Here is a 26733-nt window from a genome sequence, read left to right as displayed (position 1 = left end):
TATCCCGGTGAGATCCGCGCGATAGCAACCGCACATGAGACCCATATACGGGCGTCGAATTCCCAGCCACGATTCCTATAACATCGGCATTAACGGCTCATAAGACCGTCATGGGTATCTGCGCAAAAGGACTCCACACCGATGCCGACCTCGCACGAAATTGCGGCAATCGTTCCCTGCTACAACGAGGAGATCGCGATCGGGCAGGTCATCGCCGATCTCCGCACAGCCGTCCCCGAGATGGCGATCTACGTCTACGACAACAACAGCTCAGACCGCACCGCTGAGGTCGCGGCCGCGGCCGGCGCGATCGTGCGCACCGAGAAGCGCAAGGGCAAGGGCAACGTCGTGCGCCGCGCCTTCGCCGACATCGACGCCGACATCTACGTGATGATCGACGGCGACGACACGTACGACGCCGCGGCGCTCCCCGAGATGATCCGCACCCTGCGCGAGGGTCCCTACGACCACGTGCTCGGCGTGCGCACCGAGGTCGACCCGACGGCGACGGCGTACCGCGCCGGCCACGAGCTCGGCAACCGCGGCTTCAACTGGCTCGTCGGCAATGTCTTCGGCGACGAGGTCAGCGACATGCTGAGCGGCTACCGCGTCATGTCGCGCCGCTTCGTGAAGAGCTTCCCCGCCGCGTCGCGCGAGTTCGAGATCGAGACCGAGCTGACGGTGCACGTCATGAGCCTGCGCGTGCCGCAGGCCGAGGTCGAGGTCGGGTTCAAGGATCGCCCGGTGGGCAGCGAGAGCAAGCTCCGCACCTACCACGATGGCTTCCGGATCCTGAACCTCGTGGTGCAGCTCATGCGCCACGAGCGCCCGCTTTTCTTCTACGGCATCATCGGCAGCGTGCTACTGCTGGTCGGTTTCGTTCTGGGACTGCCGCTCGTCATCGAGTTTGCCCACACGGGTCTCGTGCCGCGCTTCCCGACCGCCGTTTTGTCGGTCACCTTCGGCATCCTGGGCGCCCTGGCGTGGGCCGTGGGCCTCGTGCTCGACGGCGTGCTGAAGGCGCGCCGCGAGATGAGCCGCCTGCTCTACCTGCAGCTCAGCGCGCCGAGCGAGGCGCGCTCACGCGTTCTCTGACACCGGCGTTTTCTCCTCGTGGGGGAAGACGAAGCGGTCGTAGGTAAAGAAGCGGAACGCCGTCGCGAGGATCTGGCCGATGATCGTGCCCGAGATGTTGTCGGCGAGCACGCTGTCGAGGCCGAGCACGTAGCGGGAGAACCACAGGCAGCCGAGCTGCAGGCCCATCGCGATGAGGTTAAACACCACGAAGAGCACGTAGCGCGAGAGCTTCGGCGGCAGGTGTCGGTCGTTGAAGGTCCAGTACCGGTTGCCGATGTAGGTGACGATCGAGGCGACGACGATCGCGATGATCTTCGCCGGCACCGGGGCGTCGAACATGGGGCCACGGCCATCGACCCAGAACACCAGCAGGTTGTAGGTCAGGGCGTCGACGACGAAGGCCAGTCCGCCGATGACGAGGAACGCGCTCGCCTGGCGCAGTTTCTTCAGGCGCGTGTTCTGTGACATGGGGTCCCCGTTCTCGCTGCGGACGGTGCGCGTGCGTGCGGACCTCCCCGTTTCGTGCCTGAAGTTTATCGGGCGAAACTCGGGCTTTCGTCGATGCGGCGTGGCGCGCGGAAACCGGCATATCCGCAGGCCGGCCTCACCTAGTATGCATTTATGACCTTGCGCGCAGAGCCCGCTCACACCGACGGGCAGCGCCCCACCCGAACCCGCTCGAACGCGGGGCCGCGCTGGCATCACATCGTTGCCGCGCTCGGCGCGCTCGCGACCGTCGCGTCGTTCGCGGCGGGCACAGATCCGCTGCCGCTGTTCCAGGCGTTCGACGGCAACTCGATCGCCGCGGTCGCGTCGTTCGCCGCCCTCTGGGCGGGCGGATCCTGGCTTCTCGCGGCCGCGGGCCGCTCGGCGCGGCCCGTGTTCGCGTGGGGGATTCCGTTCGGCGTGCTCTTCGCGATCGCGGAGCTCGCGGGCCTCTCGCTCACGCGCCGCGAGGCCGACCTCGCCCTCGTGCTGCACCCGTCGGCATGGGGTGCGGTGCACCTTCTCGGCGTCGCCTACGCCGCGACGATGCTCGTCGCGCTCGTGCTCGTCGTCACCGATCGATCCCTCGCGGCGCCGGCCACCGGCCGCCTCGCGACGCTCGGATCCGGCCGCGGGCGCGCCCGCTGGGGCCTCATCGGCGCGACCTTCGGAGTCATCGCGCTCGCGCGGATCCCGTACCTCGTGATCTGGTGGCCGGGGCTGATCTTCTTCGATACGTACCGCAGCCTGTCGTACGCCCGCGGCATCATGCCGTGGGACGCATATGAGCCCGTCGGGCACTCGCTGCTCATCGCTGGCTGGAACGGGCTCTGGCAGTTCTTCGGCTGGAGCGACCAGGCCGCCCTTGCCTTCGCCGCGACCCTGCAGATGCTCACGAGCACCGCCGCGTTCACGTTCGTACTCGTGCGCATGGCAGCCTGGGGCATCGACCGGCGCGTCTGGGGCGCGGCGCTCGCGTGGATCGCGCTCGTGCCGATCCTGTCTCTGTCGTCAATCACGGTCGTGAAAGACATTCCGTTCATGTCGGCGTTCCTCGTGCTCGCCGTCACGATCGTCGACCTCGCGCGCGGCGAGAAGACCTCGCGGTGGATGTGGTGGACGCTCGGCGCCTCGGCCATCGCCGTCGCCGTGCTGCGCAGCAACGGTATCTACGTCATCCTGCTCGCGCTACCGCTGCTGTTCATCCCGCTGCGGCGCCACTGGAAGAAGCTGCTCGCGACGTCTGCCGCGATCGTCGTCGCGATCGTCGCTTACATGAGCCCGCTCGCCGCGGTGATGAATATCGGGCCCGGCCCGAAGACCGAGATGTGGTCGATCCCGCTGCAGCAGATCGCGCGCATCTCGCTCGACCACCACGACGAGCTCTCGGACGAGGATCGCGCGTTCGTCGACTCGATCTTCACGAAGTGGGACGTCGACGACGTGGGCGATCACTACATCCCTCAGTTCGCGGATCCGATCAAGCTCGACGCCCGCGACAAGTGGCCGAACTTCACCACCGGCGAGTTCCTGAGCGGCTGGGCGCGCATGGTCGGCGAGTACCCCGCCTCGGCGATCGTCGCGACCCTCGGCAACACGGTCGGCTACTGGGCCCCCGGCGCCCCGTCGTACGACGGGCTCGTCGCCGAATCGCACAACGACGTCCGCACCATCACGCTCGACATCCCCGACCGCGACGACGAGCGCACCGGCGTGCAGCGCTACCTGCACGACAACCACCTCGTCGGCTACTTCAACACGAAGGCGTCGCTCGACGTACCGGTTCTCGGCCAGGCGATGTCGCCCGGCACGGTGACGTGGCTGTGGCTGCTGGCCCTGGTTGTGATCGCGCGCAAGCGCGCGTGGCGCCGCCTGGCGCTCTATATTCCGATCGGGGTACTTATGCTGACGTTCCTCGCCGGCCCCGTGTCGGGAGGCATGCGGTACATGCTCGTGTTCGTCGCGGCGCTGCCGATCGCGGTGGGAGCTGCGGTGTTGCCTCGGGCGGAGGCGTCGGCGGATCAGGGCGGGCCCACGCGCGATTAGAGTCGCTACATGCCCCGCCCCGTTCTGCTCGCCGTCTCGCACGGCACCGCGAATACCCACGGCGCCGCCGCGATCGCCGCCCTCGTCGCGCGCGTGCGAGAGGCGCTTCCCGACGTCGACGTGCGCGAGGCGTTCGTCGACGTGCAGCAGCCCGACGCAGCCGTACTCGCCCCGACGATCGACGGGCCCCTCGTGATCGTGCCGCTGCTGCTGTCGAGCGGCTTCCACGTGCACCACGACCTGCACGGCATCGCGAAGACCCGCCCGCAGACGCGGATCGCCGACCCGCTCGGCCCGGATCCGCGGCTCGCGGAGGTGCTCGCCGACCGGCTCCCCGAGGGCGCGGAGAGCGTCGTCCTCGCGGTCGCCGGATCCCGGGATCCGCGCTCGCTCGCGGACGCGGAGGGGATGGCGAAACTGCTCCGCGCCCGCATCCCGGCGAGCGTCGAGCTCGCCTACCTGGCGGCCCGGCAGCCCGACCTGCCGACGGCCCTGAAGCGGCACCCCGAGGCCGTCGTCTCGACCTACCTGCTGGCCCACGGATACTTCTTCGACCTCGCCTCGCGCCAGGCGGGCGGCCGCGAGATCAGCGCCCCGCTGCTCGACGGCGGCCCGGTGCCGCAACCGCTCGTCGACCTCGTCGTCGAGCGCTATGAGCGGGCGTTACTCTAGGGCATTTCCTCGTCGCGCAACGCCACATGACCTTTGTTGACGCCGTATGACATTCCCTGACGCCACGTGTCGTAACAATTAGTGGACGCCGTCCATCCTCCCTAGCTTTAACGAAAGTCTTCGAGGGAGGGTCCATGACCGCACAGCCAACAGCGCCGAACCGCGGCGCCCGCACGCGCACGACGCGCACGCCGACCAAGCCGCACGGCCAGTGGGTCGTCGACGGCCAAGAGCCCCTCAACGGCAACGAGGAATTCAAGCTCGCCGATAACGGCCTCAACGTGCGCGAGCGCATCGAGAGCGAGTACGCCGAGGGCGGGTTCGCGAGCATCGACGCGACGGACCTGCACGGGCGCTTCCGCTGGTGGGGGCTCTACACACAGCGCAAGCCCGGGATCGACGGCGGCCGCACGGCGCAGCTGGAGCCGCACGAGCTCGAAGACGAGTTCTTCATGCTGCGGGTGCGCATCGACGGCGGGCAGCTCACCACGCAGCAGCTCCGCGTGATCGGTCAGATCTCGAGCGAGTTCGCCCGCGACACCGCCGACCTCACCGACCGCCAGAACGTGCAGCTGCACTGGATCGACATTGAAAACGTTCCGGAGATCTGGCGCCGGCTCGAGGAGGTCGGGCTCAGCACGACCGAGGCCTGCGGCGACGTGCCGCGCGTAATCCTCGGATCCCCCGTCGCCGGCATCGCCGCCGACGAGATCATCGACCCGACCCCGCAGATCCGCGAGATCGCCGATCGCTTCATCGGGGATCCGTCGCTCGCGAACCTGCCGCGCAAGTACAAGACGGCGATCACCGGGCACCCGAGCCAGGACGTCGTGCACGAGATCAATGACTGCGCCTTCGTCGCCGTCGAGCACCCCGAGCTCGGCATCGGCTACGACCTCTGGGTCGGCGGAGCGCTCTCGGTCGTGCCGCGCCTCGGCGAGCGCCTCGGCACCTTCGTCGCGCCCGAGCGCGTCGCCGAGGTCTGGCACGGCGTCACGCAGATCTTCCGCGACTACGGCTACCGCCGCCTGCGCAACAAGGCCCGCCTGAAGTTCTTGCTCGCCGATTGGGGCACCGAGAAGTTCCGCGAGGTGCTCGAGACCGAGTATCTGTCCGAGCCCCTGCCCGACGGCCCCGCGGCGCCGAAGCCGACGACCCTCGGCGACCACGTCGGCGTGCACGCGCAGAAGGACGGCCGGTTCTACGTCGGCGCCGCTCCCCTCGTCGGCCGCGTCTCGGGCAGCGTTCTCACTGCCCTGGCCGACCTCGCCGAGGTGCACGGCTCGCGGCGCGTGCGCACCACGCCGCACCAGAAGCTGCTCGTGCTCGACGTGCCCGAGGCCGAGGTCGAGGGCCTCATCGCGGGCCTCGACGCGCTCGGACTCTCGGCCCGCCCCAGCCTGTTCCGCCGTGGCACGATCGCGTGTACCGGCATCGAGTTCTGCAAGCTCGCGATCGTCGAGACCAAGGCGAACGCCGCGACCGCGATCGAACAGCTGGAGCAGCGCCTCGGCGCCCTCGAGCCCGAAATCGGCCGCCCGATCACGCTGCACGTGAACGGATGCCCCAACTCCTGCGCCCGCATCCAGACCGCCGATATCGGCCTGAAGGGCCAGCTCGTCAACATCGACGGTGAGCAGGTGCCGGGCTACCAGGTGCACCTCGGCGGCGGCCTCGCGAACGTCGACCGCGCGGAGGCCGGGCTCGGCCGTACCGTGCGCGGCCTCAAGGTTCCCGCCGATGGCATCGCCGACTACGCCGAGCGCGTCATCCGCCGCTATCTCGGCGACCGCGAGAACGAAAACGAGACGTTCGCGCAGTGGGCACACCGAGCCGACGAGGAGGCGCTGCAGTGACCGCGGTTCTGATCCGCCCGCCGCGCCCCGCCCGGCGCCCGGCCGACGAGCTCAAGGCGCTCGCCGAGCGCGGCAACGCCGAGCTGCGCAGCCGCCAGCCCGACGAGGCCTCGCCCGCCGAGGTCGTCGCCTGGGTCGCGGAGAACTTCGCCACCGCCCACGCCGCCGTTGCGTGCTCGATGGCCGATGCCGCCCTCCCCCACCTCGTGGCGCAGGGTCTGCCCGGCGTCGACGTGCTTTTCCTCGACACCGGCTACCACTTCGCCGAGACCGCGTTCACGCGCGACGAGGTCGAGCGCGGTCTCGATGTGCGCGTCGTCGACGTCACGCCCGAGCAGACGGTCGAAGAACAGGACGCCGAGTTCGGTAAAGACCTTTTCGCGCGCGACCCCGGCCTCTGCTGCGCGCGCCGCAAGGTCGAGCCCCTGCAGCGCTCGCTCGGCGACTACGAGGTGTGGTTCACGGGCGTGCGCCGGGAGGAGGCGCCGACCCGCGCCGAGACCCCTCTCATCACGTGGGACGAGCGCAACGGGCTCGTCAAGGTCAACCCCGTCGCGGCGTGGACCTTCGACGACCTCATCGACTACGCCACCGCGCACACCGTGCCCGTCAACCCCCTGATCGCAAACGGATATCCGTCCATCGGATGCGCCCCGTGTACCCAGCCCGTCGCCCCCGGCGAGGATCCCCGCTCCGGCCGTTGGGCGGGGCTCGCCAAGACAGAATGCGGACTCCACCTATGACTACCGTGACGCCAGACGTCTCGACCCGGCAGGGGCTGAGCGCGCTCGACCTGCTCGAGGCCGAGGGCATCCACATCATCCGCGAGGTCGTCGCCGAGTTCGAGCGGCCCGTGCTGCTCTTCTCAGGCGGCAAGGACTCTGTCGTCGTGCTACACCTCGCCGCCAAGGCGTTCGCGCCGGGCAAGGTTCCGTTCCCGGTGCTTCACGTCGACACGGGGCATAACTTCCCCGAGGTCATCCGCTTCCGCGACGAGACCGTCGAGCGCCTCGGCATCGACCTCAAGGTCGCGCGGGTGCAGGACTACATCGACGACGGCCGGCTCGCAGAGCGCCCCGACGGCACGCGCAACCCGCTGCAAACGCAGCCGTTGCTCGACGCCATCGCCGCGGGCAAGCACGATGCGGTCTTCGGCGGCGCCCGTCGCGACGAAGACAAGGCCCGCGCCAAGGAACGCATTATCTCGCTGCGCGACGAGTTCGGTCAGTGGGATCCGCGCAACCAGCGCCCCGAGCTGTGGAGCCTGTACAACGGGCGCCACCTCCCCGGCCAGCACGTGCGCGCGTTCCCGATCTCGAACTGGACCGAGCTCGACGTGTGGAACTACATCGAGCGCGAGAACATCGCCCTCCCGCCCCTGTACTACGCACACGAGCGCGAGGTCTTCCGCCGCGACGGCATGTGGTGGTCGGTCGGCGAGGTCTCGCTACCCCGCGAGGGCGAGCAGACCGAACGCCGCCTCGTGCGCTACCGCACGGTCGGCGACATGAGTTGCACCGGCGCTGTCGAGTCGGACGCCACCGACACGTCGGCGGTCGTGGCTGAGGTCACCCGATCCACCCTCACCGAGCGCGGAGCTACCAGGGCCGACGACCGCATCAGCGAGGCCGCCATGGAAGATCGCAAAAAGAATGGGTACTTCTGATGACTGACACCGTGACCGCGCTCCCGGCCTCGGCGAGCCGTCAGGCGACGCTGTTCCGCTTCGCGACCGCCGGATCCGTCGACGACGGCAAGTCGACCCTCGTCGGCCGGCTGCTGCACGACGCGAAGGCGATCCTCGCCGACCAGCTCGAGCAGGTGGCGGCGACGAGTCGCCAGCGCGGCTTCGCACACGGCGAGTTCGACTTCGCGCTGCTGACCGACGGCCTGCGGGCCGAGCGCGAGCAGGGCATCACGATCGACGTCGCCTACCGCTACTTCGCGACCGATCGCCGCAGCTTCATCCTCGCCGATTGCCCCGGCCACGTGCAGTACACGCGCAACATGGTCACCGGCGCCGCCACCGCAGACGCCGTGATCGTGCTGGTCGATGCCCGCAAGGGCGTCGTCGAGCAGACCCGGCGCCACCTCGCCGTTGTCTCGCTTCTGCGCGTGCCGCACGTCATCGTCGCCGTCAACAAGATCGACCTCATCGACTTCGACGAGCATCGCTTCGTCGAGATCGAGCTGGAGGCGGCGCGCGTCGCCGAACAGCTGGGCGTTTCGGGCCTGCACGTGCTGCCGGTCTCGGCGCTCGAGGGCGACAACATCGTCGACCGCTCCGAGCGCACGCCCTGGTATCAGGGCGCGACGCTCATCGAGCTGCTCGAGACGCTGCCGTCGACCGACGAGGCCGAGGCCGAGGAGTCCGATTTCCGGCTGCCCGTGCAGCTCGTCCTGCGCCCGCAGGGCGCGATCAGCCCCACGGTCGCGGCCGAGGAGGCCGAGCAGTACCGCGACTTCCGCGGCTTCGCGGGGCGCATCGCGGCCGGATCCGTGCGCGTCGGCGACCCCGTCGAGGTCTTCCCCGGCGGTCACGAGACGACCGTCACCGGGATCCACCTGGCGGGTGCCGACGCGGATCAGGCGACCGCGCCGCAGTCGGTGACGCTCACGCTCGCCGACGAGATCGACGCCGCGCGCGGCGCCGTCATCACGGCGGCCGGCACCGCGCCCGCGGGGCGCCGCGAGGCTGTGGTGGAGCTGTTCCAGCTCGACCCGCGCCCCATCGAGTGGGGCGCGAAGGTGCTCGTCAAGCACGGCACCTCGACGGTGCAGGCGCTCGTGGCCGAGATCATCGACCGGCGCGACCTCGAGACGCTCGCCCACCACGACGCCGCGTCACTCTCGGTCAACGAGATCGGGCGCGTGCGCCTGCGGTTCGCGACCGAACTCCCGCTCGAGCCCTACGCGCAGAGCCGCTCCGGCGGATCTCTCGTGCTCATCCACCCGACCGATGGTGCCACCCTCGCGGCGGCGACCGTCGTCGAGGAGAGCGCCACCCCTACCCCGCACCACCCGTGAATCGCTGAGGAGGCGATACCTGTGAAGATCAACCGCACCGCCACCGCTCTCACTGCCCTGGGAATCACCGCGATGATGCTCGCCGGGTGCGCCTCCGCGTCGGCCGAGTCGAAGGACGGCGACGAGGTCACCGAGGTTCGCCTCGGCTACTTCGCCAACGTCACCCACGCGCCGGCGCTCATCGGTCTGTCGGAGGGGCTGTTCGAGGACGCGCTGGGCGACGTCGACCTCTCGATCGAGGTGTTCAACGCTGGCCCGTCGGCGATCGAGGCTCTCTCGGCCGGCGCGATCGACGCCACCTATATCGGTCCGAACCCCGCGATCAACACCTTCATCCAGTCGGGCGGAGCGTCGGCGCGCGTCATCGCCGGCGCGACGACCGGCGGCGCAGCCCTGGTCGTGCGCGACGGCATCGCGGGTGCGAACGACCTCGCGGGGGCCACCATCGCATCGCCACAGCTCGGCAACACGCAGGACGTCGCGCTGCGCAGCTGGCTCGCCGGAGAGGGATACGAGACCTCGATCTCGGGCGAGAGCGACGTCACCATCAGCCCGACCGAGAACGCGCAGACGCTGACGCTGTTCCAAGACGGCCAGCTCGACGGCGCCTGGCTTCCCGAGCCGTGGGTCTCGCGGCTCGTCATCGAGGCCGGCGCGAACGTGCTCGTCGACGAGGCCGATCTGTGGCCGGACGGCGCGTTCCCGACCACCGTTCTGCTCGTGCGGGCCGAGTTCGCCGAGGAACACCCCGACGTCGTCGACGAGCTTCTCGAGGGCCACATCAACTCGGTGAAGTGGCTCGATAAGAACGCCGAGGAGGCGGCCTCCGTGATTAACGGCGCCCTTGAGGACGCCACGGGGAAGGGCCTCCCCGACGACGTGCTCGACCGGGCGCTCGAGCACGTGACGTTCTCGGTCGATCCGCATGCCGACGCATTCCAGAAGCTCGTCGAGAACGGCACCGTCGCGGGCACGCAGAAGGAGGGCTCGATCGACGGCCTCTTCGACCTGCGCGCCCTGAACGCCCTGCTCGAGAAGGACGGCGAGGAGCCCATCTCGGCCGCCGGGATCGGGGAAGAATGACGAACGCCGCGACACGCCTCGCCCCGAGCTTCGACGGCATCACGCCGCAAGCCGCACCCGCGCCCGAAATCGATCCCGCGGTTCGCATCTCCCACGTCACCAAGCGGTACGGATCCGGCCCCGTCATTCTCGACGACGTCTCGCTCGACATCGCTCCCGGTGAGTTCGTCTGTCTCCTCGGAGCGTCGGGCTGCGGCAAGTCGACACTGCTGAACCTCATCGCCGGTCTCGAGCCGATCACCTCGGGCGAGCTGTCGACGTCCGCGGGCGGCTCGGCGGTCATGTTTCAGGAGTCGGCCCTCATGCCCTGGCTCACCGCACGGCACAACGTCGAGCTGGCCCTGCGGCTGCGCGGGGTGCCCCGCGCGGAGCGCCGGGAGGAGGCCGAGCGCCTGCTCGGCACCGTGAACCTCACGGAGGCCGCCGATAAGCGGCCGCACGAGCTCTCCGGCGGCATGCGCCAGCGCGTCGCGCTCGCCCGCGCGCTCGCCCAGGACCGCGACGTGTTGCTGATGGACGAGCCCTTCGCCGCCCTCGACGCCATCACGCGCGACCTGCTGCACGAAGAGCTCGAGCGCGTCTGGCGCGCCACCGGCCGCACGATCGTGTTCGTCACCCACAACGTGCGGGAGGCCGCGCGGCTCGGGCAGCGCGTCGTGCTGCTCTCGAGCCGCCCCGGCCGGGTGGCCGGCGAGTGGCGGATCCACAACACCACCGGACGCCGCATCGAGTCTCCCGACGTGGCGGCGCTCGCGGCCGAGATCACCGCCGAGCTGCGGAAGGAGCTTGCCCGCAATGCGTCGTGACCAGATCACCGTCCCCACCGCGAGCGCCGTCGCCGACCTCGCGACGGTCTCGGCGGGCCTCGATCGCCTGCAATCGGATCCGGAACAGCGCGCCTCGCGCTGGAACGACGTGCTCGGCAAGGCCCTGCCGCCCATCGCGCTCCTGGCCGTGCTGCTTGGCGTCTGGCAGCTGTACATCGTCATCGCGAGCCCGCGCCCTGATAAGGCCCCGAGCCCGGCCGCGGTCGCCGGTGCCCTGCGCGACGCGTGGGGATCCGGGCGGCTGCAGGAGGCCGTGCTCACGAGCCTCGAGCGCGGCGTGCTCGGCTTCCTCATCGCCATCGCCGTCGGCACGGTGCTCGGCATGCTGCTCGCCGAGTGGCGGCTGCTGCGCCGGGCCGCCGGCCCCCTCATCTCGGGCCTCACGGTGCTGCCGTCGGTGGCCTGGGTTCCCGCCGCGATCATCTGGTTCGGGCTCACCGACGCGACCGCCTACTTCGTGATCCTGATGGGCGCGATCCCGTCGATCGTGAACGGCCTGCTCTCCGGCATCGACCAGGTGCCGCCGCAGCTACGCCGCGTTGGCGTCGTGCTCGGCGCCAGCCGCTGGCAGCTCGCGACCTCCGTCACCCTCCCGGCTGCCTTGCCCGGATACTTCGCCGGGCTCAAGCAGGGCTGGGCCTTCTCGTGGCGCTCGCTCATGGCCGCCGAGATCATCACGATGGGCGGCACGATGGGCTTCGGCCTCGGCACGCTGCTCAACCAGTCGCGCGAGCTCGCAGACCTCGCGAGCGTGCTCGCGACGATCCTGCTGATCCTCGCGATCGGGATCCTCATCGAGCTGGCCCTGTTCGGCCCCGTCGAGCGCCGCATGCTGCGCAATCGCGGCCTGCTGACGGGAGGCCAGCGATGACCGGCCTCGTCACGCTCGTCGGCGCCGGCCCCGGCGACGCGGGCCTGCTTACCCTGCGCGGGCTACGCGCCCTCCAGGCCGCCGACGTGATCGTCGCCGACCGCCTCGGCGCCCGGCAGGTGCTCGATCAGCTCGCCGCCGAGGGCACGCGCCTTAGCGCCGAGATCGTCGACGTGGGCAAGCTCCCCGGCTACCACCGGGTGCCGCAGGACGACATCAACGAGATGCTCGTGCGCCTCGCGCGCCAGGGCAAGCGGGTCGTGCGGCTCAAGGGCGGCGACCCCTTCATCTTCGGGCGCGGCCGCGAGGAGCAGCTGTTCTGCGAGGAGCACGGCGTTGCGGCCGAGGTCGTCCCCGGCGTGACAAGCGCCATCTCGGTGCCCGCCGTCGCGGGGATCCCGCTCACGCACCGCGGCATCGCCGCATCCTTCACGATCGTCAGCGCCCACGAGCAGATCGAGCGGGTCGCCGGCGGCCGCGAGCACACCGTCGTGCTGCTGATGGGCGTGAACACGCTCGCGCACTCGGCACACGTGCTGGCGGCGGGCTCGCGCGGCGCCGACTGCCCCGTCGCGATCATCGAAGACGGCTACGGCGAACGCCAGCGCGTCACGATCGGCACGCTCGCCGACATCGCGGCCCTCGCTGCGGCACGCCGCGTGCGGTCCCCCGCCGTGGTCGTCGTCGGCGACGTCGTGTTGCTGAGCCCCGACGCGGCCGCGGTGCCCACCGGATCCACCAACCTGCTCGCTGCGGCCTGACGCAGCTTTCTTTCCTCCCTCCCAAAGGACCCCTATGTCATCCGTTCCCCTCTCCCTGCGCGTCGCGATCGTCGGCGCGGGCCCGGCCGGCATCTACGCCGGCAACCTCCTCGCCAACGCGGTGCGTGATCGCGGCGGCGAGGTCGAGATCGACCTCTTCGAGTCGCTTCCCGCGCCCTACGGCCTGATCCGCTACGGCGTCGCGCCCGATCACCCCCGTATCAAGGGCATCGTGAACTCGCTGCACGAGATGCTCGATGACCTGCCGGAGGGCGCCTCCCGCCGCACGATTCGCTTCCTCGGCAACGTCGAGGTGGGCCGCGACGTTTCCGTCGACGAGCTGCGGGAGCGCTACCACGCCGTGATCCTCGCCACGGGTGCGATTCGCGACGCAGCGCTCGACGTTCCGGGCGTCGACCTGCCCGGATCCTACGGCGCGGCCGACTTCGTCGCCTGGTTCGATGGGCACCCCGATGTCCCGCGCACCTGGCCGCTCGAGGCGTCGTCGGTCGCCGTCATCGGCAACGGCAACGTCGCGCTCGATGTCGCGCGAGTGCTCGCCAAGCACGCGGTCGACCTGCGCTCGACAGAGGTTCCCGACAACGTGCTCACCGGCCTCGAGGCCTCGGCCGTCACCGACGTGCACGTCTTCGGGCGGCGCGGCCCCGCCGACATCAAGTTCACGCCGATCGAGCTGCGCGAGCTCGGCGAGGTGCCGGACGTCGACATCGTGCTGCACGACGAAGACTTCGACGGCGTCGACCCGGCCGCTGCACCCAATAACCAGCTCAAGATCATGCTGCGCACCCTGAATAACTGGCGCGATCGCCCTGCGGGATCGGCGTCCCGCCGCCTGCACCTGCATTTCTGGCACGCGCCGGCCGAGATCACCGGCGACGGCCGTGTCGAGGGAATCCGCTTCGAGCGCACCCGCACCGACGACGGGCGGCTCGTCGGCACCGGCGAGTTCCGCGAGTACGACGTGCAGGCCGTGTACCGCGCCGTCGGGTACTACGGAACACGCGTCGCAGGCGCGCCCTTCGACGCCGAGCGCGGCGTGATTCCGAACGCCGGCGGCCGCGTCGACGGCGAGCGCGGCCTGTATTCGACGGGCTGGATCAAGCGCGGCCCCGTGGGGCTCATCGGCCACACGAAGTCGGACGCGCTCGAGACGATCACGAACCTGATCGACGACGCGGAGGCCGGACTGCTGCCGCTCGATAACGGATCCGCCGGCGACATTGTCGACCTGCTCGACGAGCGCGAGACCGAATACACGACGTGGGACGGCTGGCTCGCGCTCGACGCGCACGAGCGCCGCCTCGGCGAGACGCACGAGCACGCGCGCGAGCGCGTGAAGGTCGTGCCGCGTGAGGAGCAGGTTGCCCTGTCGCGAGACGGGGCGCTCGCCCGATGACCTATGTGATCGCGCTTCCGTGCGTCGACGTGAAAGACCGTGCCTGTATCGACGAGTGCCCCGTCGACTGCATCTACGAGGGCGAGCGCACGCTCTATATTCACCCCGACGAGTGCGTCGACTGCGGCGCGTGCGAGCCCGTCTGCCCCGTGGAGGCCATCTACTACGAAGACGATGTGCCGGACGAGTGGGCCGACTATTACACCGCCAACGTCGAGTTCTTCTCCGAGATCGGATCGCCCGGCGGCGCCGCCAAGGTCGGCCCGTACGCCTTCGACCACGCGCTCGTGTCGGCTCTTCCCCCGCGGGGAGGCGACCATGGCTGACTTTGACGTGATCGTCGTCGGCGGCGGGCCCGCGGGCCTCTCGGCTGCCCTCAACCTCGGGCGCTCTCTCGTGCGCGTGCTCGTGGTCGACGCCGATCGGCCCCGAAACGCCGCGACCCTCAACTCGCACGGCTTCCTCACCCGCGACGGCGTGCCGCCGCAGGAGCTTCGGAAGATCGCGCGCGAGGAGCTCGCCGCATACCCGAACGTCGAGATCCGCTCGCGCGTGCGGGTCGTCTCGCTCGCGCCGGCGGACCACGACGCGCGCTTCGCCGCGGGCATCGGCCGCACGGCAGCGACCGAAACAATCACGGCCGATGCCGTGTTGCTCGCGACGGGCCTGCGCGAAACCCTGCCCGACGTGCCGAACCTGCGCGGCTTCTACGGCATGAGCCTCTTCAGCTGCGCGGCGTGCGACGCGTGGGAGTTGCGCGGGCGCCGGATGGCGCTCATCGGCGAGACAGCAGACCTCGCCGATCGCGCCCGGCTCATCGGCCGCTGGACCGAGCACCTCACGGTCTTCACCAACGGATCCGGCGCCGTCGGCACCGCGGAGGAGGCCGAGCTCGCAGCGAGCGGCATCCCCGTGCTGCGGGATCCGATCGCGGAGCTCGTCGGCGACCGCGGGCGCCTCGAGGCGATCGTGCTCGCGGACGGCGCGGCGGTCGAGGTCGACGGCGGCTTCGTGCGGCCCGAGTGGCACGCCGAGCTGTCGTTCCTCGACGGCATCGCGCCCTCGGTCGACGCGCACGGGCACCTCGTGACCGACCGCTCGGGCCGCACCGACGTTCCGGGGCTCTACGCCGCCGGCGACACAGCCGCTCCCGGCCCGCAGCAGCTCATCGTCGCCGCCGGAACGGGCGCGAGGGCGGCCGCCGTCATCGTGCACGACACCATCGGGGTCGCTACGGCGCATTGACGGGTTCGCGGCGACCTGCCGCCCGCTTCGCCGATGTCGCTCCCGCAACCTGTAAGGGTGGTGGGGGCCTTCCTGCGGCGAGTCGGCGAGGGCGGTGAGGGCCTGGAGGTGGTGCCGGAACGCCCGTCGACCGGAATCGGTGAGGGCGACCCAGACGCGGCTACGCCCGCCTCGCGCCGCTCGACGCTGGCCCACCTAACCGGCGTCAGCCAGCGTGGCCAGCTGCTCACTCGGCGCGGAGTCGGTGGTCTGAATGAGTTCGCGAAGGGTCGAGAACTCCTCCTCGGTCACGGGGGCGAGAAGCGCACAGATCCGAAGACGCGGGATCGGCGCTTGACCCCTGATCTTGGACCCGCTGATTCCAGCGCGTTGCTGGGGAAGCGAGAATCAAAGAGATGGCTAGGAAGAACTACACGGACGAATTCCGGTAGCGGGCAGTGGACTTGTATGAGTCCACGCCGGGTGCGACGGGGCGAGCGGAGTCGCAGGCGGCGAAGTATTTCGCCGGGGAGACGAACTGGTGAACCGCTTCCAGTTTGTTGAGGATCACAAGGACGCCTACGGCGTGAAGCGGTTGTGTGAGGTCGTCGAGGTCGCCCGCTCGTCGTTCTCCGCCTGGCTGGACTCCGCCGGGAAGCGAGCCGCGAAGGCGACAGACGACGCGGTGTTGGCGGCGCGGGTGAATCACAAGCGCGTCGCGCGGGTAATGCGTGAGCACCGCCTCCCGGGGATCCGGTTGCGACGACGGGTGAAGACCACGATCCCGGACCAGTCCGCCAGGCGCTTCCCCGACCTGATCGGACGGGACTTCTCCGTCGGCGTCCCCGGCCGCCGCTACGTGGGCGACATCACCTACCTGCCTATCGCCGACGGCACGAACCTCTACCTCGCGTCCTGCATCGATCTCGGCTCCCGGAAGCTCGCGGGCTGGCAGGTCGCCGACCACATGCGCGCAGGGCTCGTCGAAGTCGCCCTCCGCGCCGCTCACCGTGACCGCGGGTCACTGGCCGGCGCCACTCCGCGATCGGCAACATCAGCCCGAACGCCTACGAAGCCGCGCGCTCCGCTACGCTCGCGGAAGCTGCATAACCGAACCGACACCGTGTCCACGATTAAGGGCCAAGGCCCACCGCTCGGCGACTTGTGATTGCTTGCGAGGCGGTACTCGGTGCCCGCGGGAAAGTGAACATTCGATGACGTGCACGGCTTGAGGTTGCGAGCCGAATAGAAGATCTTCAATATAGAAGTATGTCGAATCAAGCCTCGCCAGTCCCCGTCACCGACGTGACCTTCCGGGCGGAGGTTCTTGAGTCCGAGCTGCCCGTCGTGGTCGACATCTGGGCGACCTGGTGCGGCCCGTGCAGGGCGATTGCCCCGATACTGGACCAGCTCGCCGGCGAGTACGCGGGCCGGGTGAAGGTCGTGAAGGTCGACGCCGACCAGAACCCGGAGACCGTGACCGCGGCCGGCGTGACCTCGATCCCGACCCTCGGCTTCTACCGGGACGGGGAGCGCGTGGACGTGCTGATCGGCGCGCATCCGAAGCCCGTCTACGTCGCGAAGATCGAGGAGCTGCTCGCATGACCGACACCCTGACCCGCACTGCCCCGAAACGGCTGTCCACCCTCGACAAGTGGCTGCCGCTGTGGATCGGCCTCGCGATGGTCGCAGGCCTCCTGCTCGGCCGTTTCGTGCCCGCGCTCTCGGACGCGCTGTCCGCGATGGAGGTCGGCGGGATCTCGATCCCGATCGGGCTGGGCCTGCTGGTGATGATGTACCCGGTGCTCGCGAAGGTCCGCTACGACAAGGTCGCCGCCGTCACGGGCGACAAGAAGCTCCTCGTCTCCTCGCTCGTGCTGAACTGGCTCGTGGGGCCCGCGGTCATGTTCGCGCTCGCGTGGATCTTCCTGCCGGACCTGCCCGAGTACCGGACCGGGCTGATCATCGTCGGGCTCGCCCGCTGCATCGCGATGGTCGTGATCTGGAACGACCTCGCGTGCGGCGACCGCGAGGCGACCGCGGTGCTGGTCGCAATCAACTCGGTCTTCCAGGTCGTGATGTTCTCGGTGCTGGGCTGGTTCTACCTGACCGTGCTGCCCGGATGGCTCGGACTGGACGCGCAGGGCCTGGAGCTCTCCGTCTGGCAGATCGCACTCAACGTCCTCGTCTTCCTCGGCATCCCGTTGGCGGCCGGATTCGCATCCCGCTTCGTCGGCGAGAAACGCAAGGGGCGCGACTGGTACGAGGAGAAGTTCCTCCCGAGGATCGGGCCGTGGGCGCTCTACGGGCTGCTGTTCACGATCGTGCTGCTGTTCGCCCTGCAGGGCGAACAGGTCACCTCCCACCCGATGGACGTCGCCAGGATCGCGCTGCCGCTGCTGGTCTACTTCGCGCTGATGTGGTTCGCCGGCATCCTGCTTGGCAAGGCACTCGGCCTGGGCTACGCGCGCTCCACGACGCTCGCGTTCACCGCCGCGGGCAATAACTTCGAGCTCGCCATCGCGGTCGCGATCGGCACCTTCGGCGCGGCATCCGGCCAGGCCTTGGCCGGGGTCGTCGGCCCGCTCATCGAAGTGCCCGTGCTCGTGGGCCTGGTCTACGTCTCACTCTGGGCCGCGAAGACCTGGTTCCACACCGACCCCTACGCCACCGAATCGAGGACGTCATGACCGACACGACCGTCATCTCTGACGCCGACACGTGCGCACCGTCCACGGCGCACGCAATCGGCCCCGAGGCCGCCACGACCGTGGCCGGGGCGCTGAAAGCGCTCGCTGACCCGCTGCGGCTGCGGATGCTCTCCGCGATCGCGACCGACCCGCGCGGCGAGTCCTGCGTTTGCGACCTCGCCGACCTCGCCGAGGTGTCCCAGCCGACCGTTTCGCACCACCTGAAGGTGTTGAAGGAGACCGGGATGCTGCTGTCCGAGCGCCGCGGCACCTGGGTCTACTACCGCATCGCCCCGGGCAAACAGCGCGCCGTCGCAGCCCTCCTCGACGCGTTCGCTCCCGCCGCGGCCGTCACCGACGACCCCGAAGACGCCGCGGCACGGGCCGAGGCCCTGCAGCAGATGGACGCCCGAGTCACCAGGCTCGCGGAGGAACTCGCGGACGAGCTGACCGGGCTGAACCGGGACCTCGTGATCGCGATCGTGCGCGAGTCCTACGCCGGCCTGGTGCGGTCCGCGAAGCTGACGGCGCACATGATCCCGCTGACCGAAAGGTTCGCCCGGCAGCGCCTCGCCGACATGACCCGCGACCATGAGACCGGGGTGCCGCAGGTGCTGTTCGTGTGCGTGCAGAACGCGGGCCGCTCCCAGCTCGCCGCCGCGATCGTCAACCAGCTCGCCGGCGGCCGCGTGGTCGCACGCTCCGTCGGTTCCGCCCCGGCGTCGGATGTGCACCCGCACGTGCGCTCGCTGCTCACCGAGATCGAGGGCGCGCTGGAGGCCGGGACGGCGTTCCCGAAGCCCCTCACCGACGACGCCGTGCGCGCGGCCGACGTGGTGGTCACGATGGGCTGCGGCGACGTCTGCCCGATCATCCCCGGTGCCCGATACGAGGACTGGGCCGTCGGCGACCCGGCTCTCGCTTCCCCGGAAGGGGTCGAGGCGATCCGCCAGGACATCGAGGGCCGCGTCCGCGGCCTCCTCGCCACGCTCACCGACTGAAAGAAGCGAACAACCATGACCGACCAGAAGCCCTCCGTCCTCTTTGTCTGCGTCCACAACGCCGGGCGCTCCCAGATGGCCGCCGGCTGGCTCCGCGAGCTCGCGGGCGACCGCGTCGAGGTCCGCTCGGCAGGGTCGATGCCCGCCGACCAGATCAACCCGGTCGCCGTCGAGGCAATGCGCGAGGTGGGCATCGACATCACCGCCGAGCAGCCCAAGGTGCTCACCACCGAGGCGGTGCAGGACTCCGACGTCGTGATCACGATGGGCTGCGGCGACGCGTGCCCGTTCTTCCCGGGCAAGCGCTACGAGGACTGGAAGCTCGAGGACCCGGCCGGTCAGGGCATCGATGCCGTGCGCCCGATCCGGGACGAGATCAAAGGTCGCGTCGAAACGCTGCTGGCGGAACTGCTCGTCTGAGGGACTGCGAGCACGGGAGGGGCAGCGGCCAATGGCCCTGCCTCTCCGCTGTGTTTCCGGGTTTCCTGGTCCCTGCGGCGAACACCGATGTGCCGTGAGGCGTGCGCCATCGATCGCGCTACAGCCCGTTCTTGCTCTACCGGGACGCGCCTCGCAGCGCTGCTTCGATCTGCTCCTGCGTAGGCGCTCCGGCGAACCCGTTCCTCGTCGCATAGACGCGGCACGCGAGCGAGCGGACCGGTGCTGTCGGGAACAGGTCGACGCCGTCGACGAGGATCGTGGGCGAGCCTCCGAACCGGGTGCTTACCGCCTCGGCCTCGGTCCGGATCGTGACCAGCTCGACAGGCACGGCCCTGAATCCAAGAGCGTCCAGTGCTGCGCGCGCGTTGGCTTCGGCCACGTCCGTGTTCGGGCAACCGACAATGTGCAGCAACTCGACCTTCATGCGGCATCCTCGAATCGCGCGTCGTTCGACGCCCGGTCCGGGCCTGGCGGGAGAAGGTTCAGGCAGACCAGGCCGACACCGGCGACGACGAAGACATCGGCGACGTTCCCGACGAACAGGTCGCCGTAGGCGAGGAAGTCCGTGGCCTGCCCCTGTCCGAAGGAGGGCGGGTTCAGGAGCCGGTCGACGAGGTTGCCGACCGCGCCGCCGAGGACCAGGCCCAACGCGGCACCCCACCGCGCGCCACGCAGCCGCACAGCGAACACAACTACCGCGATGGCGGCGAGGAGGCCGACGAGGGTGAAGATCCAGGTGGACCCGGAGCCGAGCGAGAACGCGGCTCCGGGGTTGTAGACCAGGGACAGGCCGAACAGGTCGCCGACCAGCGGAACCCGCTCGCCAGAAGTCAACTGCGCCACAGCGAGGGCCTTCGACCCCTGATCGAGGGCCACGGCGAGCACGGCGACCGCGAGGACGACGCCGAGTGCCCTCCGACCTTTCGGGGAGGGCGGGCTCGTCCCTTCGGCGACGACGGTGCCCTGCGCGGTCACGCGATCGACTTCCTGGTGCGCGCGGCGCGCAGCCCGTTGAGGATCACGATCACCTCGGCGATCTCGTGCACGAGCACCACGGCCGCGAGGCCTAGGACGCCGAACAGGGCCAGCGGCAGCAGGACGGTGATGATCAGCAGCGACAGGATGATGTTCTGGTTGATGATGTGCCGTCCCCGGCGGGCGTGGTCGAACGCGCGCGGGAGCAGGCGGAGGTCGTGGCCGGTGAAGGCGACGTCGGCGGACTCGATCGCGGCATCGGAACCGGTCGTGCCCATCGCGATCCCGATGTCCGCCGCAGCGAGGGCGGGGGCGTCGTTGATGCCGTCGCCGATCATCGCGACCGACCCGTGCTTCTCGCCGAGCTTGGCGATCGCTGAGGCCTTGTCCTCCGGGCGCAGCTCGGCGCGCACGTCCTCGATCCCGGCCTGCGCGGCCAGGGCGCGGGCGGTGCGGGCGTTGTCGCCGGTAAGCATGGTCGTCCCGATGCTCTGGGCGGCGAGCGTACGGACGACCTCGGGGACTTCGGGGCGCAGCTCGTCGCGGACGCCGATCGCGGCGACCGCGGCGCTGTCGCGGTGCACGATCACGACGGTCATGCTCTGCTCCTCCAGGCCCGCGACCCGGTCCTTGAGCGGGCCGGCGTCAAGCCAGCGCGGGCTGCCGACCGTGATCCGCGCGCCGTCGAGGGTGCCCTCGATGCCGTGACCGGCCTGCTCCGTCACGGCCTCCGCCGCGGGCGCACCCGGCGCAGCGGCGGTGATCGCCGCAGCGAGCGGGTGGGTGCTGTGCTTTTCCAGCGCGGCCGCCCAGGCCAGAGCCTGCGACTCAGTGACGCCGTCGGCAGTGAGCACCGCGGTGACGGCGGGCTCGTTGCGGGTCAGGGTGCCGGTCTTGTCGACGGCGACGTGACGGATCACGCCGAACCGCTCGAACACCGCACCGGACTTGATGATCACGCCGAACTTGCTCGCCGCCCCGATCGCGGCGACCACCGTCAGGGGCACGGAGATCGCCAGCGCGCACGGCGACGCCGCGACGAGGACCACGAGGGCGCGGGTGACCCACAGCTCCGGGTCGCCGAACAGCGACCCGATGACCGCCACCAGGACGGCGAGGATCAGCACGCCGGGCACGAGCGGGCGGGCGATGCGGTCCGCGAGGCGGGCGCGGTCCCCCTTCTCCGCCTGCGCCTGCTCGACCAGCTCCACGATCGTGGTCAGCGAGTTGTCGGTGCCCGCCGCGGTCGTCTCGACCTCCAGCGCACCGGCGGTGTTGATCGCCCCGGCCGACACCGCGTCGCCGGGCTCGACCTCGACCGGGATCGACTCCCCGGTGATCGCCGACGTATCCAGGCTGGAGCGCCCCGTACGGACGATCCCGTCGGTCGCGATCCGCTCACCCGGACGCACCAGCATGACCTGGCCCACGGCGAGATCCTTGGCCGCGACCTCGACCGAGGCCCCGTCCTGGCGGATCGTCGCGGTCTCCGGGACGAGCTTGAGCAGCGCCCGCAGCCCGCCACGGGCCCGGTCCATCGCCTTGTCCTCCAGGGCCTCGGCGATCGAGTAGAGGAACGCCAGCGCGGCGGCCTCCTCGACGTAGCCGAGGATCACTGCGCCGACCGCGCTGATCGTCATCAGCAGGCCGATACCGAGCTTGCCCTGGAACAGCTTGCGGATCGCGCCGCGGGTGAACGTCGACGCGCCTAGTAACAGGCCGATCCAGAACGCCACCAGCGCCGGGAACTCGAGCCCGGACCACTCCAGGACGAGGCCGATCAGGAAGGCCACGCCGGAGAAGACCGGGACCATGATCCCGCGGTCCCGCCACCAGGGGCGCTCCGCCTCCTCGGACTCCTCGCCCACCATGCTCTCCGGCTCGTGCTCGCAGCCACACGCCGCGCTCACTCGCCCGCCCTCGTCGCGCAGCAGCCCGGCACCGTGCACTCGGCGTCGACGCACGGCGCGTGCTCATCGACCGCGAGGGTCACGTCCACCAGCGCCGTCAGCGCCGCCGCCAGGTGCGGGTCCGCGATCTCGTAGCGGGTCTGCCGACCCTCGGGCTCGGCGACCACGATCCCGCAGTCGCGTAGGCAGGTCAGGTGGTTCGACACGTTCGAGCGCGTCAGCTCCAGCTCGCGAGAGAGCACGGCCGGGTAGCTCGGGCCAACGAGCAAGGTCATCAGGATCCGGGAGCGCGTCGGGTCCGCCATGGCCCGGCCGAGCCGGTTCATGACGTCGAGGCGAGAAGCAATGGTCAGCATGCACTGAACTATACAGCCAGTACTGACCTGAACCAAGGGTAGTGAACCTACGATGCCGAACCCACGCCGAGTTGGATGAGCTGCGGGGCCGGCGCGCAGCACGATCCCGCGCTGGCGGACTCGTCCGGCGCATCGAAGAGCCCCGAGCCGCCGCACACGCCCGTGTCGGGCAGAACGAGGTCCACCCGTTCCGCGGCCTCGCGGTCCCCGGCGATCGCGGCGACGACGCTGCGGACCTGCTCGAAACCGGTCAGGGCGAGGAACGTGGGCGCGCGTCCGTAGGATTTCGCTCCCACGATGTAAAAGCCCGGCTCGGGCTGCTCGAGGTCTGCCGCGCCGGTGGCCCGGACGGAGCCGCAGGAGTGCACGTTCGGGTCGACCTCCGCGGCGATCTTCGACGGGGCCTGCAGGCGCATGTCGAGGTCGAGACGGATCTCGGAGAGGAAGGACAGGTCGGGTCGCAAGCCGGTGGCGACGAAGACCCGAGCAGCAGGCCCGAGGCATCGGCCGTCCTCCGCGACGAGCACGGCCTGGTCGCCGTCGATGATGACCTGCTCGGTGCGGAACCCGGTGACGAGATCGACGAGGCCGTCTTCGACGGCACTCTTCGCCCGCTACCCGAGCGCGCCCCACTCGGGCAGTTCGTCGGCGCTGCCGCCGCCGAAGGTGTTGCCGACCGCGCCGCGCCGCAGCACCCAGGTGATCCGCGTCCCCGGCGTGCGCTTGGCCACTCACGAAAGGATCCCGATCGTCGTCGCCGCGGAGTGCCCGTTGCCGACCACCACGACGTGCTGGCCCGCCAGGGCACTGGCGTCCTCGATGGCGGGCATGCGGTGCTCCAGGAGGCCTGCGCCTGACGCCGCGCTCTCGCCGAGGGCAGGGAGCCCGTCAGTGCCGGCAGGGTTCGGAATGCGCCGAGAGCGAGGTGGTGGAGGCGTATCGCGCGAACGCCCTATTCGACGCCCATCGTGACGACCCCGAGTTCGGGCACCGGCTCCTCGCCGACGAGGCCCGCAACAATGGCGAAGCGATGTCGGACCGGACGGCGTGGCGGATCACGTCGAGCAACAGCTGGTGGTCCGCGTTCGGTAAACCCAATCGCGGCAAACACCGCCGACCCGGCCCGCCCGTTCACGATGACCTTTGCGCGGTCGTCGATGAGCATGGCCGCACACGGCACGTGTTCGCCGCTGACGCCAGGCCCGCCTTGGACGTTTGACGCCCATCGAATTCGAGACCATCATGACCAAGGACGTCGCCCTCGCGGCCTGACTACAACCTGTCACCTATCCGTGCAGCAGACTCCAGCGTCGCACTTCACCCCGTCAATGCAGATTGGCTGCGATCCAGACCTGCATTGCGTCGCGGATAGCTTCGGCATTCTGCTGGCCGCCGTAGGTGGCCGCAAAACGCGCATCTGCGACATACAGCTCGGACAGCCCGGTATACGCGTCGCGATCGGGTGCACGCCCTCCCCAGTACTCGGTTACCCAGCGATAGTGCGCGTCAATCAGCGCCTGGAAGCTCGCGCCAGTTGGGTCTTCGCGTGAGGTCGCAGCGTCGCGGAGCGCTGCGTTGACGTCAACGCTGCGCTCATCATCAGCCTGGAGCTGCTCATTGCTCATGCGGTCACGCCGCTTTGCGCTGCGCTCCCACGCTTCATCACCCCACCTCTCGCGCACCTCGGCTTCGTAATGAGCCTGGTCGACTCCGTCGAAGATCTCCTTGATGGTCATGGTCTTGCCTCTCGTTACTGCATCCAACGTGTGTCGGACGGCAGCGATCTGTTGGTTCGTGCGATCTCGCCGCTCCTCCAGGAGCACGAGATGAGATGCGATCGCCTCGGCGAGTGTTGCGTCGTCGTCGAGGGCGATCTGAATGGTGGCGAGCGGAAGCTCCAGCGCGCGCAGCGACAGTATCCGGTAGAGTCGCGATAGTTCCACGTCTCCGTAGAACCTGTACCCGTTGTGCGCGACGCGCGAAGGTCGGAGCAGGCCGATCTGTTCGTAGTGTCGCAACGTGCGGCTGGTGAGCCCGGTCGCGCGAGCTACTTCCTTGATCGGCCACTCCGACATGAATATCCCCCGGATTAGTCTTCGCTCGGATTGAATGGATGAGCTCCGGAAGTCTCGAAGTCCCCGGTGATCTGATCGGCCACCCACGCCTGCGCTGCAGCCTGATCGACCTGTCGCGGCGCGGTCAGCGTCACTGTGTTGCCATCCGCATCTGAGAATGTGACATCGGTCGTGAACCACGGGGTATCGATCGGCCCGGTGACATCGCCGCCGGCCGCGCGGATGCGTTCAGCAGCCACGGCCAAGTCGATAGCACCCGCGGCGAAGGAAGCAGTAGTCGTCCCACGCTCTGCAGGCCCTTGAGTCATGAGGATGTCTTGATACTTTTCGCGACGCAGATGCACCAGGGAAGGCACATCGCCAGGTCCAGGGATGGCCGCGAGGGTGATGAATCCCGCAGACGCGTAGAGCGCTTCTGCAGCTGCGAGGTTGCTGACTACGAGGTTCACAAACATGGGCATTGGGTAGATCGACCGGTCGATTGCCGGTTCGTTGTTCTTGGTCATGAACATCACTCTGTCGGTTGACGTTACGGCAGAGTCAAGCCGTTCAGGAAACTCGTGTCGACAACCTCCAATCAACAACATCTACCCCACCAGCTCCACAGCATTGCCCCGCTCGCCGACGCACATCGCCCGCCTGACCGCAAGCCCCACGCTCGCGCTCGGGCGGGCGCTACCTTGTGGCTATGACCTTCACGACCCTGGCCCTCATCGTGACAGTCGGCATGCTGGGGCCTCTCTTGGCGGCGCGAAAGTCTTGGCGCGTGCCCGTCGTGATCGGCGAACTCCTCGCCGGCGTCGTGATCGGCAAGACCGCCCTGAACTGGATCGACCCGGAAGACGCGACGCTCGCCTTTCTCGCCGACACCGGTTTCGGGCTCACGATGCTGGTGATCGGCTCGCAGGTGCCGGTGCGCGACCGCGAGGTGCGCGCGGTGATCGGGCGCGGCTTCCTCGGGGCGATCGCCGTCGGCATTGTCGGGGCGGTGCTCGGGACCCTCATCTGGCTGTGGTTCGGCACCGAGCACGCCGCGCTCTACGGGGTGCTGCTCTCTTCCTCCTCCGCCGCGCTCGTCCTGCCGATCCTGCAGTCGCTCAACATCGACCAGGGCAAGATCGCGCAGCTCATCGCGCAGATCGCCATCGCCGACATCGCCTGCATCGCGGCGCTGCCGCTGGTGATCGTGCCGTCCCGCGCGCCCGTCGCGGCGCTGGGCGCCGTCGCCATCGGTGTGTTCGCGGTCATGCTCACGCTCGCGGTGCGCTTCGCCGGGCGCCGCGGGTGGACGCGGCGCTTGCACCGGTTCTCCGAGTCGCGCGAGTTCGCGCTCGAGATGCGGATCAGCGTGCTGATCCTGTGCCTCCTCGCCGCGATCGCGCAGGCGACGCACGTCTCGGTGATGCTCGCGGGATTCGCACTCGGCCTCGTGCTGGCGAGCATCGGACAGCCGCGCCGGCTCGCCCGCCAGCTGTTCGGCGTCACCGAGGGCTTCCTCGGGCCGCTCTTCTTCGTCTGGCTCGGCGCGTCGATCAACCTGCGCGACCTCGCCGAGCATCCCGACAAGATCCTCCTGGGGCTCGCGCTCGCGACGGGGGCCGTGGTCGCCCACCTGGCGGCACGCGCTTTCGGTCTTCCGTGGATGCAGGCCATCTCCTCCTCCGGCCAGCTCGGCATCCCGATCGCCGCCGTCGCCCTCGGCATCGAAACCTCGGCCCTCGCGCCGGGCGAAGGCGCCGGGATCCTCTTCGGCGCGCTGATCACGGTCGCCGTGTCCGCCTTCGCGGCGGGCCGTGTCCGGGTTCCGGAACCGCGATAGTCTGCGCTCTATGCCCCAGCTCCTGCACATCGATTCCTCGGCCGACCTCGCATCCTCGCGCACGCGAGCGCTGACGGCCGCGCTCGGCGCGGCAGGGCGCGGTGCGCGGAGCTCGGGGC

At 69.6% G+C, this 26733-nt stretch carries 27 protein-coding genes and 2 pseudogenes; 20 read left to right on the top strand and 9 right to left on the bottom strand.

The annotated features are described in order from the left end of the window. Positions 1-141: 141 nt before the first annotated feature. Positions 142-1095 (top strand): glycosyltransferase, encoded by a 954-nt coding sequence (locus DTO57_RS00590; protein ID WP_114116294.1) that lies wholly within the window; start codon positions 142-144, stop codon positions 1093-1095. Here the strand turns inward: DTO57_RS00590 and DTO57_RS00585 are convergent. Beyond that, the gene (locus DTO57_RS00585) at positions 1081-1545 is read right to left on the bottom strand and encodes a GtrA family protein (RefSeq protein WP_114116293.1); all 465 of its coding nucleotides are present in this window, start codon (positions 1543-1545) and stop codon (positions 1081-1083) included. The genes DTO57_RS00590 and DTO57_RS00585 overlap by 15 nt on opposite strands. A gap of 153 nt (positions 1546-1698) precedes the next feature. On the opposite strand from DTO57_RS00585, the gene DTO57_RS00580 reads away from it, so the two are divergent. From DTO57_RS00580 to DTO57_RS00490, 18 genes and pseudogenes are all read left to right on the top strand, one after another. Continuing rightward, positions 1699-3609, top strand: coding sequence for a DUF6020 family protein (locus DTO57_RS00580; protein WP_114116292.1), 1911 nt, complete (start codon positions 1699-1701; stop codon positions 3607-3609). A gap of 9 nt (positions 3610-3618) precedes the next feature. Next, entirely contained in the window at positions 3619-4281 is a 663-nt protein-coding gene (locus tag DTO57_RS00575; RefSeq protein WP_114116291.1) for a sirohydrochlorin chelatase, read from the top strand. 134 nt (positions 4282-4415) lie between these two features. Continuing rightward, the gene (locus DTO57_RS00570; protein ID WP_114116290.1) at positions 4416-6137 is read left to right on the top strand and encodes a nitrite/sulfite reductase; all 1722 of its coding nucleotides are present in this window, start codon (positions 4416-4418) and stop codon (positions 6135-6137) included. Next, the gene (locus tag DTO57_RS00565) at positions 6134-6880 is read left to right on the top strand and encodes a phosphoadenylyl-sulfate reductase (RefSeq protein ID WP_229730351.1); all 747 of its coding nucleotides are present in this window, start codon (positions 6134-6136) and stop codon (positions 6878-6880) included. The genes DTO57_RS00570 and DTO57_RS00565 overlap by 4 nt, the downstream gene beginning before the upstream one ends. After that, positions 6877-7803, top strand: a complete 927-nt coding sequence (gene cysD, locus DTO57_RS00560) for a sulfate adenylyltransferase subunit CysD (protein WP_229730352.1) — start codon at positions 6877-6879, stop codon at positions 7801-7803. The genes DTO57_RS00565 and cysD overlap by 4 nt, the downstream gene beginning before the upstream one ends. Further along, on the top strand, positions 7803-9164 hold the full coding sequence (locus tag DTO57_RS00555) for a sulfate adenylyltransferase subunit 1 (RefSeq protein WP_114116288.1): 1362 nt from the start codon (positions 7803-7805) through the stop codon (positions 9162-9164). The genes cysD and DTO57_RS00555 overlap by 1 nt, the downstream gene beginning before the upstream one ends. A 21-nt stretch (positions 9165-9185) precedes the next feature. Continuing rightward, positions 9186-10247 carry an ABC transporter substrate-binding protein gene (locus tag DTO57_RS00550; RefSeq protein WP_229730353.1) on the top strand — a complete coding sequence of 354 codons (1062 nt, stop codon included), beginning with the start codon at positions 9186-9188 and terminating at the stop codon, positions 10245-10247. Further along, on the top strand, positions 10244-11053 hold the full coding sequence (locus DTO57_RS00545) for an ABC transporter ATP-binding protein (RefSeq protein WP_114116287.1): 810 nt from the start codon (positions 10244-10246) through the stop codon (positions 11051-11053). Before DTO57_RS00550 ends, DTO57_RS00545 begins: the two co-directional genes overlap by 4 nt. Then, positions 11043-11945 carry an ABC transporter permease gene (locus DTO57_RS00540; protein WP_114116286.1) on the top strand — a complete coding sequence of 301 codons (903 nt, stop codon included), beginning with the start codon at positions 11043-11045 and terminating at the stop codon, positions 11943-11945. The genes DTO57_RS00545 and DTO57_RS00540 overlap by 11 nt, the downstream gene beginning before the upstream one ends. Next, the gene (gene cobA, locus DTO57_RS00535; protein ID WP_114116285.1) at positions 11942-12706 is read left to right on the top strand and encodes a uroporphyrinogen-III C-methyltransferase; all 765 of its coding nucleotides are present in this window, start codon (positions 11942-11944) and stop codon (positions 12704-12706) included. The genes DTO57_RS00540 and cobA overlap by 4 nt, the downstream gene beginning before the upstream one ends. A 34-nt stretch (positions 12707-12740) precedes the next feature. After that, on the top strand, positions 12741-14123 hold the full coding sequence (locus DTO57_RS00530; RefSeq protein ID WP_114116284.1) for an FAD-dependent oxidoreductase: 1383 nt from the start codon (positions 12741-12743) through the stop codon (positions 14121-14123). Beyond that, a complete protein-coding gene (fdxA, locus tag DTO57_RS00525) occupies positions 14120-14449 on the top strand; it encodes a ferredoxin (RefSeq protein ID WP_114116283.1) in 330 nt (109 codons plus the stop codon). Before DTO57_RS00530 ends, fdxA begins: the two co-directional genes overlap by 4 nt. Next, complete coding sequence (locus DTO57_RS00520) at positions 14442-15368, top strand: NAD(P)/FAD-dependent oxidoreductase (RefSeq protein WP_114116282.1); 927 nt, start codon at positions 14442-14444, stop codon at positions 15366-15368. The genes fdxA and DTO57_RS00520 overlap by 8 nt, the downstream gene beginning before the upstream one ends. A gap of 499 nt (positions 15369-15867) precedes the next feature. Next, positions 15868-16383: pseudogene (locus DTO57_RS00510) on the top strand (DDE-type integrase/transposase/recombinase); the annotation flags it as partial. A gap of 233 nt (positions 16384-16616) precedes the next feature. Continuing rightward, positions 16617-16952 carry a thioredoxin gene (gene trxA, locus DTO57_RS00505; protein WP_114116280.1) on the top strand — a complete coding sequence of 112 codons (336 nt, stop codon included), beginning with the start codon at positions 16617-16619 and terminating at the stop codon, positions 16950-16952. Continuing rightward, positions 16949-18037: an ACR3 family arsenite efflux transporter gene (arsB, locus tag DTO57_RS00500; protein WP_114116279.1), complete on the top strand. Its 1089-nt coding sequence runs from the start codon at positions 16949-16951 to the stop codon at positions 18035-18037. The genes trxA and arsB overlap by 4 nt, the downstream gene beginning before the upstream one ends. Next, the gene (locus DTO57_RS00495) at positions 18034-19038 is read left to right on the top strand and encodes a metalloregulator ArsR/SmtB family transcription factor (protein WP_114116278.1); all 1005 of its coding nucleotides are present in this window, start codon (positions 18034-18036) and stop codon (positions 19036-19038) included. Before arsB ends, DTO57_RS00495 begins: the two co-directional genes overlap by 4 nt. Before the next feature lie 15 nt (positions 19039-19053). Then, positions 19054-19458 (top strand): arsenate reductase ArsC, encoded by a 405-nt coding sequence (locus DTO57_RS00490; RefSeq protein ID WP_114116277.1) that lies wholly within the window; start codon positions 19054-19056, stop codon positions 19456-19458. 136 nt (positions 19459-19594) lie between these two features. Here the strand turns inward: DTO57_RS00490 and DTO57_RS00485 are convergent, their stop codons facing one another. From DTO57_RS00485 to DTO57_RS00450, 8 genes and pseudogenes are all read right to left on the bottom strand, one after another. After that, a complete protein-coding gene (locus DTO57_RS00485; RefSeq protein ID WP_010157044.1) occupies positions 19595-19903 on the bottom strand; it encodes a hypothetical protein in 309 nt (102 codons plus the stop codon). Further along, the gene (lspA, locus tag DTO57_RS00480) at positions 19900-20454 is read right to left on the bottom strand and encodes a signal peptidase II (RefSeq protein WP_114116276.1); all 555 of its coding nucleotides are present in this window, start codon (positions 20452-20454) and stop codon (positions 19900-19902) included. The genes DTO57_RS00485 and lspA overlap by 4 nt, the downstream gene beginning before the upstream one ends. Then, on the bottom strand, positions 20451-22364 hold the full coding sequence (locus DTO57_RS00475; RefSeq protein WP_187346575.1) for a heavy metal translocating P-type ATPase: 1914 nt from the start codon (positions 22362-22364) through the stop codon (positions 20451-20453). Before DTO57_RS00475 ends, lspA begins: the two co-directional genes overlap by 4 nt. Beyond that, complete coding sequence (gene cmtR, locus DTO57_RS00470; RefSeq protein WP_091182441.1) at positions 22361-22720, bottom strand: Cd(II)/Pb(II)-sensing metalloregulatory transcriptional regulator CmtR; 360 nt, start codon at positions 22718-22720, stop codon at positions 22361-22363. Before cmtR ends, DTO57_RS00475 begins: the two co-directional genes overlap by 4 nt. 47 nt (positions 22721-22767) lie before the next feature. Further along, positions 22768-23628: pseudogene (locus tag DTO57_RS00465) on the bottom strand (Rossmann-fold NAD(P)-binding domain-containing protein); the annotation flags it as partial. Between the two features lie 44 nt (positions 23629-23672). After that, positions 23673-23885, bottom strand: a complete 213-nt coding sequence (locus DTO57_RS14260; RefSeq protein ID WP_162785603.1) for a hypothetical protein — start codon at positions 23883-23885, stop codon at positions 23673-23675. Positions 23886-24045: 160 nt separating this feature from the next. Continuing rightward, complete coding sequence (locus DTO57_RS00455; protein ID WP_114116274.1) at positions 24046-24795, bottom strand: MerR family transcriptional regulator; 750 nt, start codon at positions 24793-24795, stop codon at positions 24046-24048. Between the two features lie 14 nt (positions 24796-24809). Further along, positions 24810-25301, bottom strand: a complete 492-nt coding sequence (locus tag DTO57_RS00450) for a VOC family protein (RefSeq protein ID WP_114117226.1) — start codon at positions 25299-25301, stop codon at positions 24810-24812. Positions 25302-25483: 182 nt separating this feature from the next. Between DTO57_RS00450 and DTO57_RS00445 the strand changes: the two genes are divergently transcribed. Beyond that, complete coding sequence (locus tag DTO57_RS00445) at positions 25484-26614, top strand: cation:proton antiporter (protein WP_114116273.1); 1131 nt, start codon at positions 25484-25486, stop codon at positions 26612-26614. The last annotated feature ends 119 nt before the right edge of the window (positions 26615-26733 follow it).

Origin of the sequence: Microbacterium sorbitolivorans (assembly GCF_003327285.1) — a bacterium.
Taxonomy (GTDB): domain Bacteria; phylum Actinomycetota; class Actinomycetes; order Actinomycetales; family Microbacteriaceae; genus Microbacterium; species Microbacterium sorbitolivorans.
This window is presented reverse-complemented; position numbering and strand designations above follow the sequence as displayed.

Excerpts from the sequence above, each read along its gene's own strand:
- arsB (WP_114116279.1), top strand. The coding sequence starts at position 16,949 with ATGACCGACACCCTGACCCGCACTGCCCCGAAACGGCTGTCCACCCTC.
- DTO57_RS00545 (WP_114116287.1), top strand. The coding sequence starts at position 10,244 with ATGACGAACGCCGCGACACGCCTCGCCCCGAGCTTCGACGGCATCACG.
- DTO57_RS00575 (WP_114116291.1), top strand. The coding sequence starts at position 3,619 with ATGCCCCGCCCCGTTCTGCTCGCCGTCTCGCACGGCACCGCGAATACC.
- cmtR (WP_091182441.1), bottom strand. The coding sequence starts at position 22,720 with ATGCTGACCATTGCTTCTCGCCTCGACGTCATGAACCGGCTCGGCCGG.
- fdxA (WP_114116283.1), top strand. The coding sequence starts at position 14,120 with ATGACCTATGTGATCGCGCTTCCGTGCGTCGACGTGAAAGACCGTGCC.
- DTO57_RS00585 (WP_114116293.1), bottom strand. The coding sequence starts at position 1,545 with ATGTCACAGAACACGCGCCTGAAGAAACTGCGCCAGGCGAGCGCGTTC.
- DTO57_RS00455 (WP_114116274.1), bottom strand. The coding sequence starts at position 24,795 with ATGTCGGAGTGGCCGATCAAGGAAGTAGCTCGCGCGACCGGGCTCACC.
- DTO57_RS00555 (WP_114116288.1), top strand. The coding sequence starts at position 7,803 with ATGACTGACACCGTGACCGCGCTCCCGGCCTCGGCGAGCCGTCAGGCG.
- DTO57_RS14260 (WP_162785603.1), bottom strand. The coding sequence starts at position 23,885 with ATGCTCATCGACGACCGCGCAAAGGTCATCGTGAACGGGCGGGCCGGG.
- cobA (WP_114116285.1), top strand. The coding sequence starts at position 11,942 with ATGACCGGCCTCGTCACGCTCGTCGGCGCCGGCCCCGGCGACGCGGGC.
- DTO57_RS00450 (WP_114117226.1), bottom strand. The coding sequence starts at position 25,301 with ATGACCAAGAACAACGAACCGGCAATCGACCGGTCGATCTACCCAATG.
- DTO57_RS00570 (WP_114116290.1), top strand. The coding sequence starts at position 4,416 with ATGACCGCACAGCCAACAGCGCCGAACCGCGGCGCCCGCACGCGCACG.
- DTO57_RS00495 (WP_114116278.1), top strand. The coding sequence starts at position 18,034 with ATGACCGACACGACCGTCATCTCTGACGCCGACACGTGCGCACCGTCC.
- DTO57_RS00485 (WP_010157044.1), bottom strand. The coding sequence starts at position 19,903 with ATGAAGGTCGAGTTGCTGCACATTGTCGGTTGCCCGAACACGGACGTG.
- DTO57_RS00530 (WP_114116284.1), top strand. The coding sequence starts at position 12,741 with ATGTCATCCGTTCCCCTCTCCCTGCGCGTCGCGATCGTCGGCGCGGGC.
- trxA (WP_114116280.1), top strand. The coding sequence starts at position 16,617 with ATGTCGAATCAAGCCTCGCCAGTCCCCGTCACCGACGTGACCTTCCGG.
- cysD (WP_229730352.1), top strand. The coding sequence starts at position 6,877 with ATGACTACCGTGACGCCAGACGTCTCGACCCGGCAGGGGCTGAGCGCG.
- DTO57_RS00590 (WP_114116294.1), top strand. The coding sequence starts at position 142 with ATGCCGACCTCGCACGAAATTGCGGCAATCGTTCCCTGCTACAACGAG.
- DTO57_RS00520 (WP_114116282.1), top strand. The coding sequence starts at position 14,442 with ATGGCTGACTTTGACGTGATCGTCGTCGGCGGCGGGCCCGCGGGCCTC.
- DTO57_RS00540 (WP_114116286.1), top strand. The coding sequence starts at position 11,043 with ATGCGTCGTGACCAGATCACCGTCCCCACCGCGAGCGCCGTCGCCGAC.
- DTO57_RS00580 (WP_114116292.1), top strand. The coding sequence starts at position 1,699 with ATGACCTTGCGCGCAGAGCCCGCTCACACCGACGGGCAGCGCCCCACC.
- DTO57_RS00490 (WP_114116277.1), top strand. The coding sequence starts at position 19,054 with ATGACCGACCAGAAGCCCTCCGTCCTCTTTGTCTGCGTCCACAACGCC.
- DTO57_RS00445 (WP_114116273.1), top strand. The coding sequence starts at position 25,484 with ATGACCTTCACGACCCTGGCCCTCATCGTGACAGTCGGCATGCTGGGG.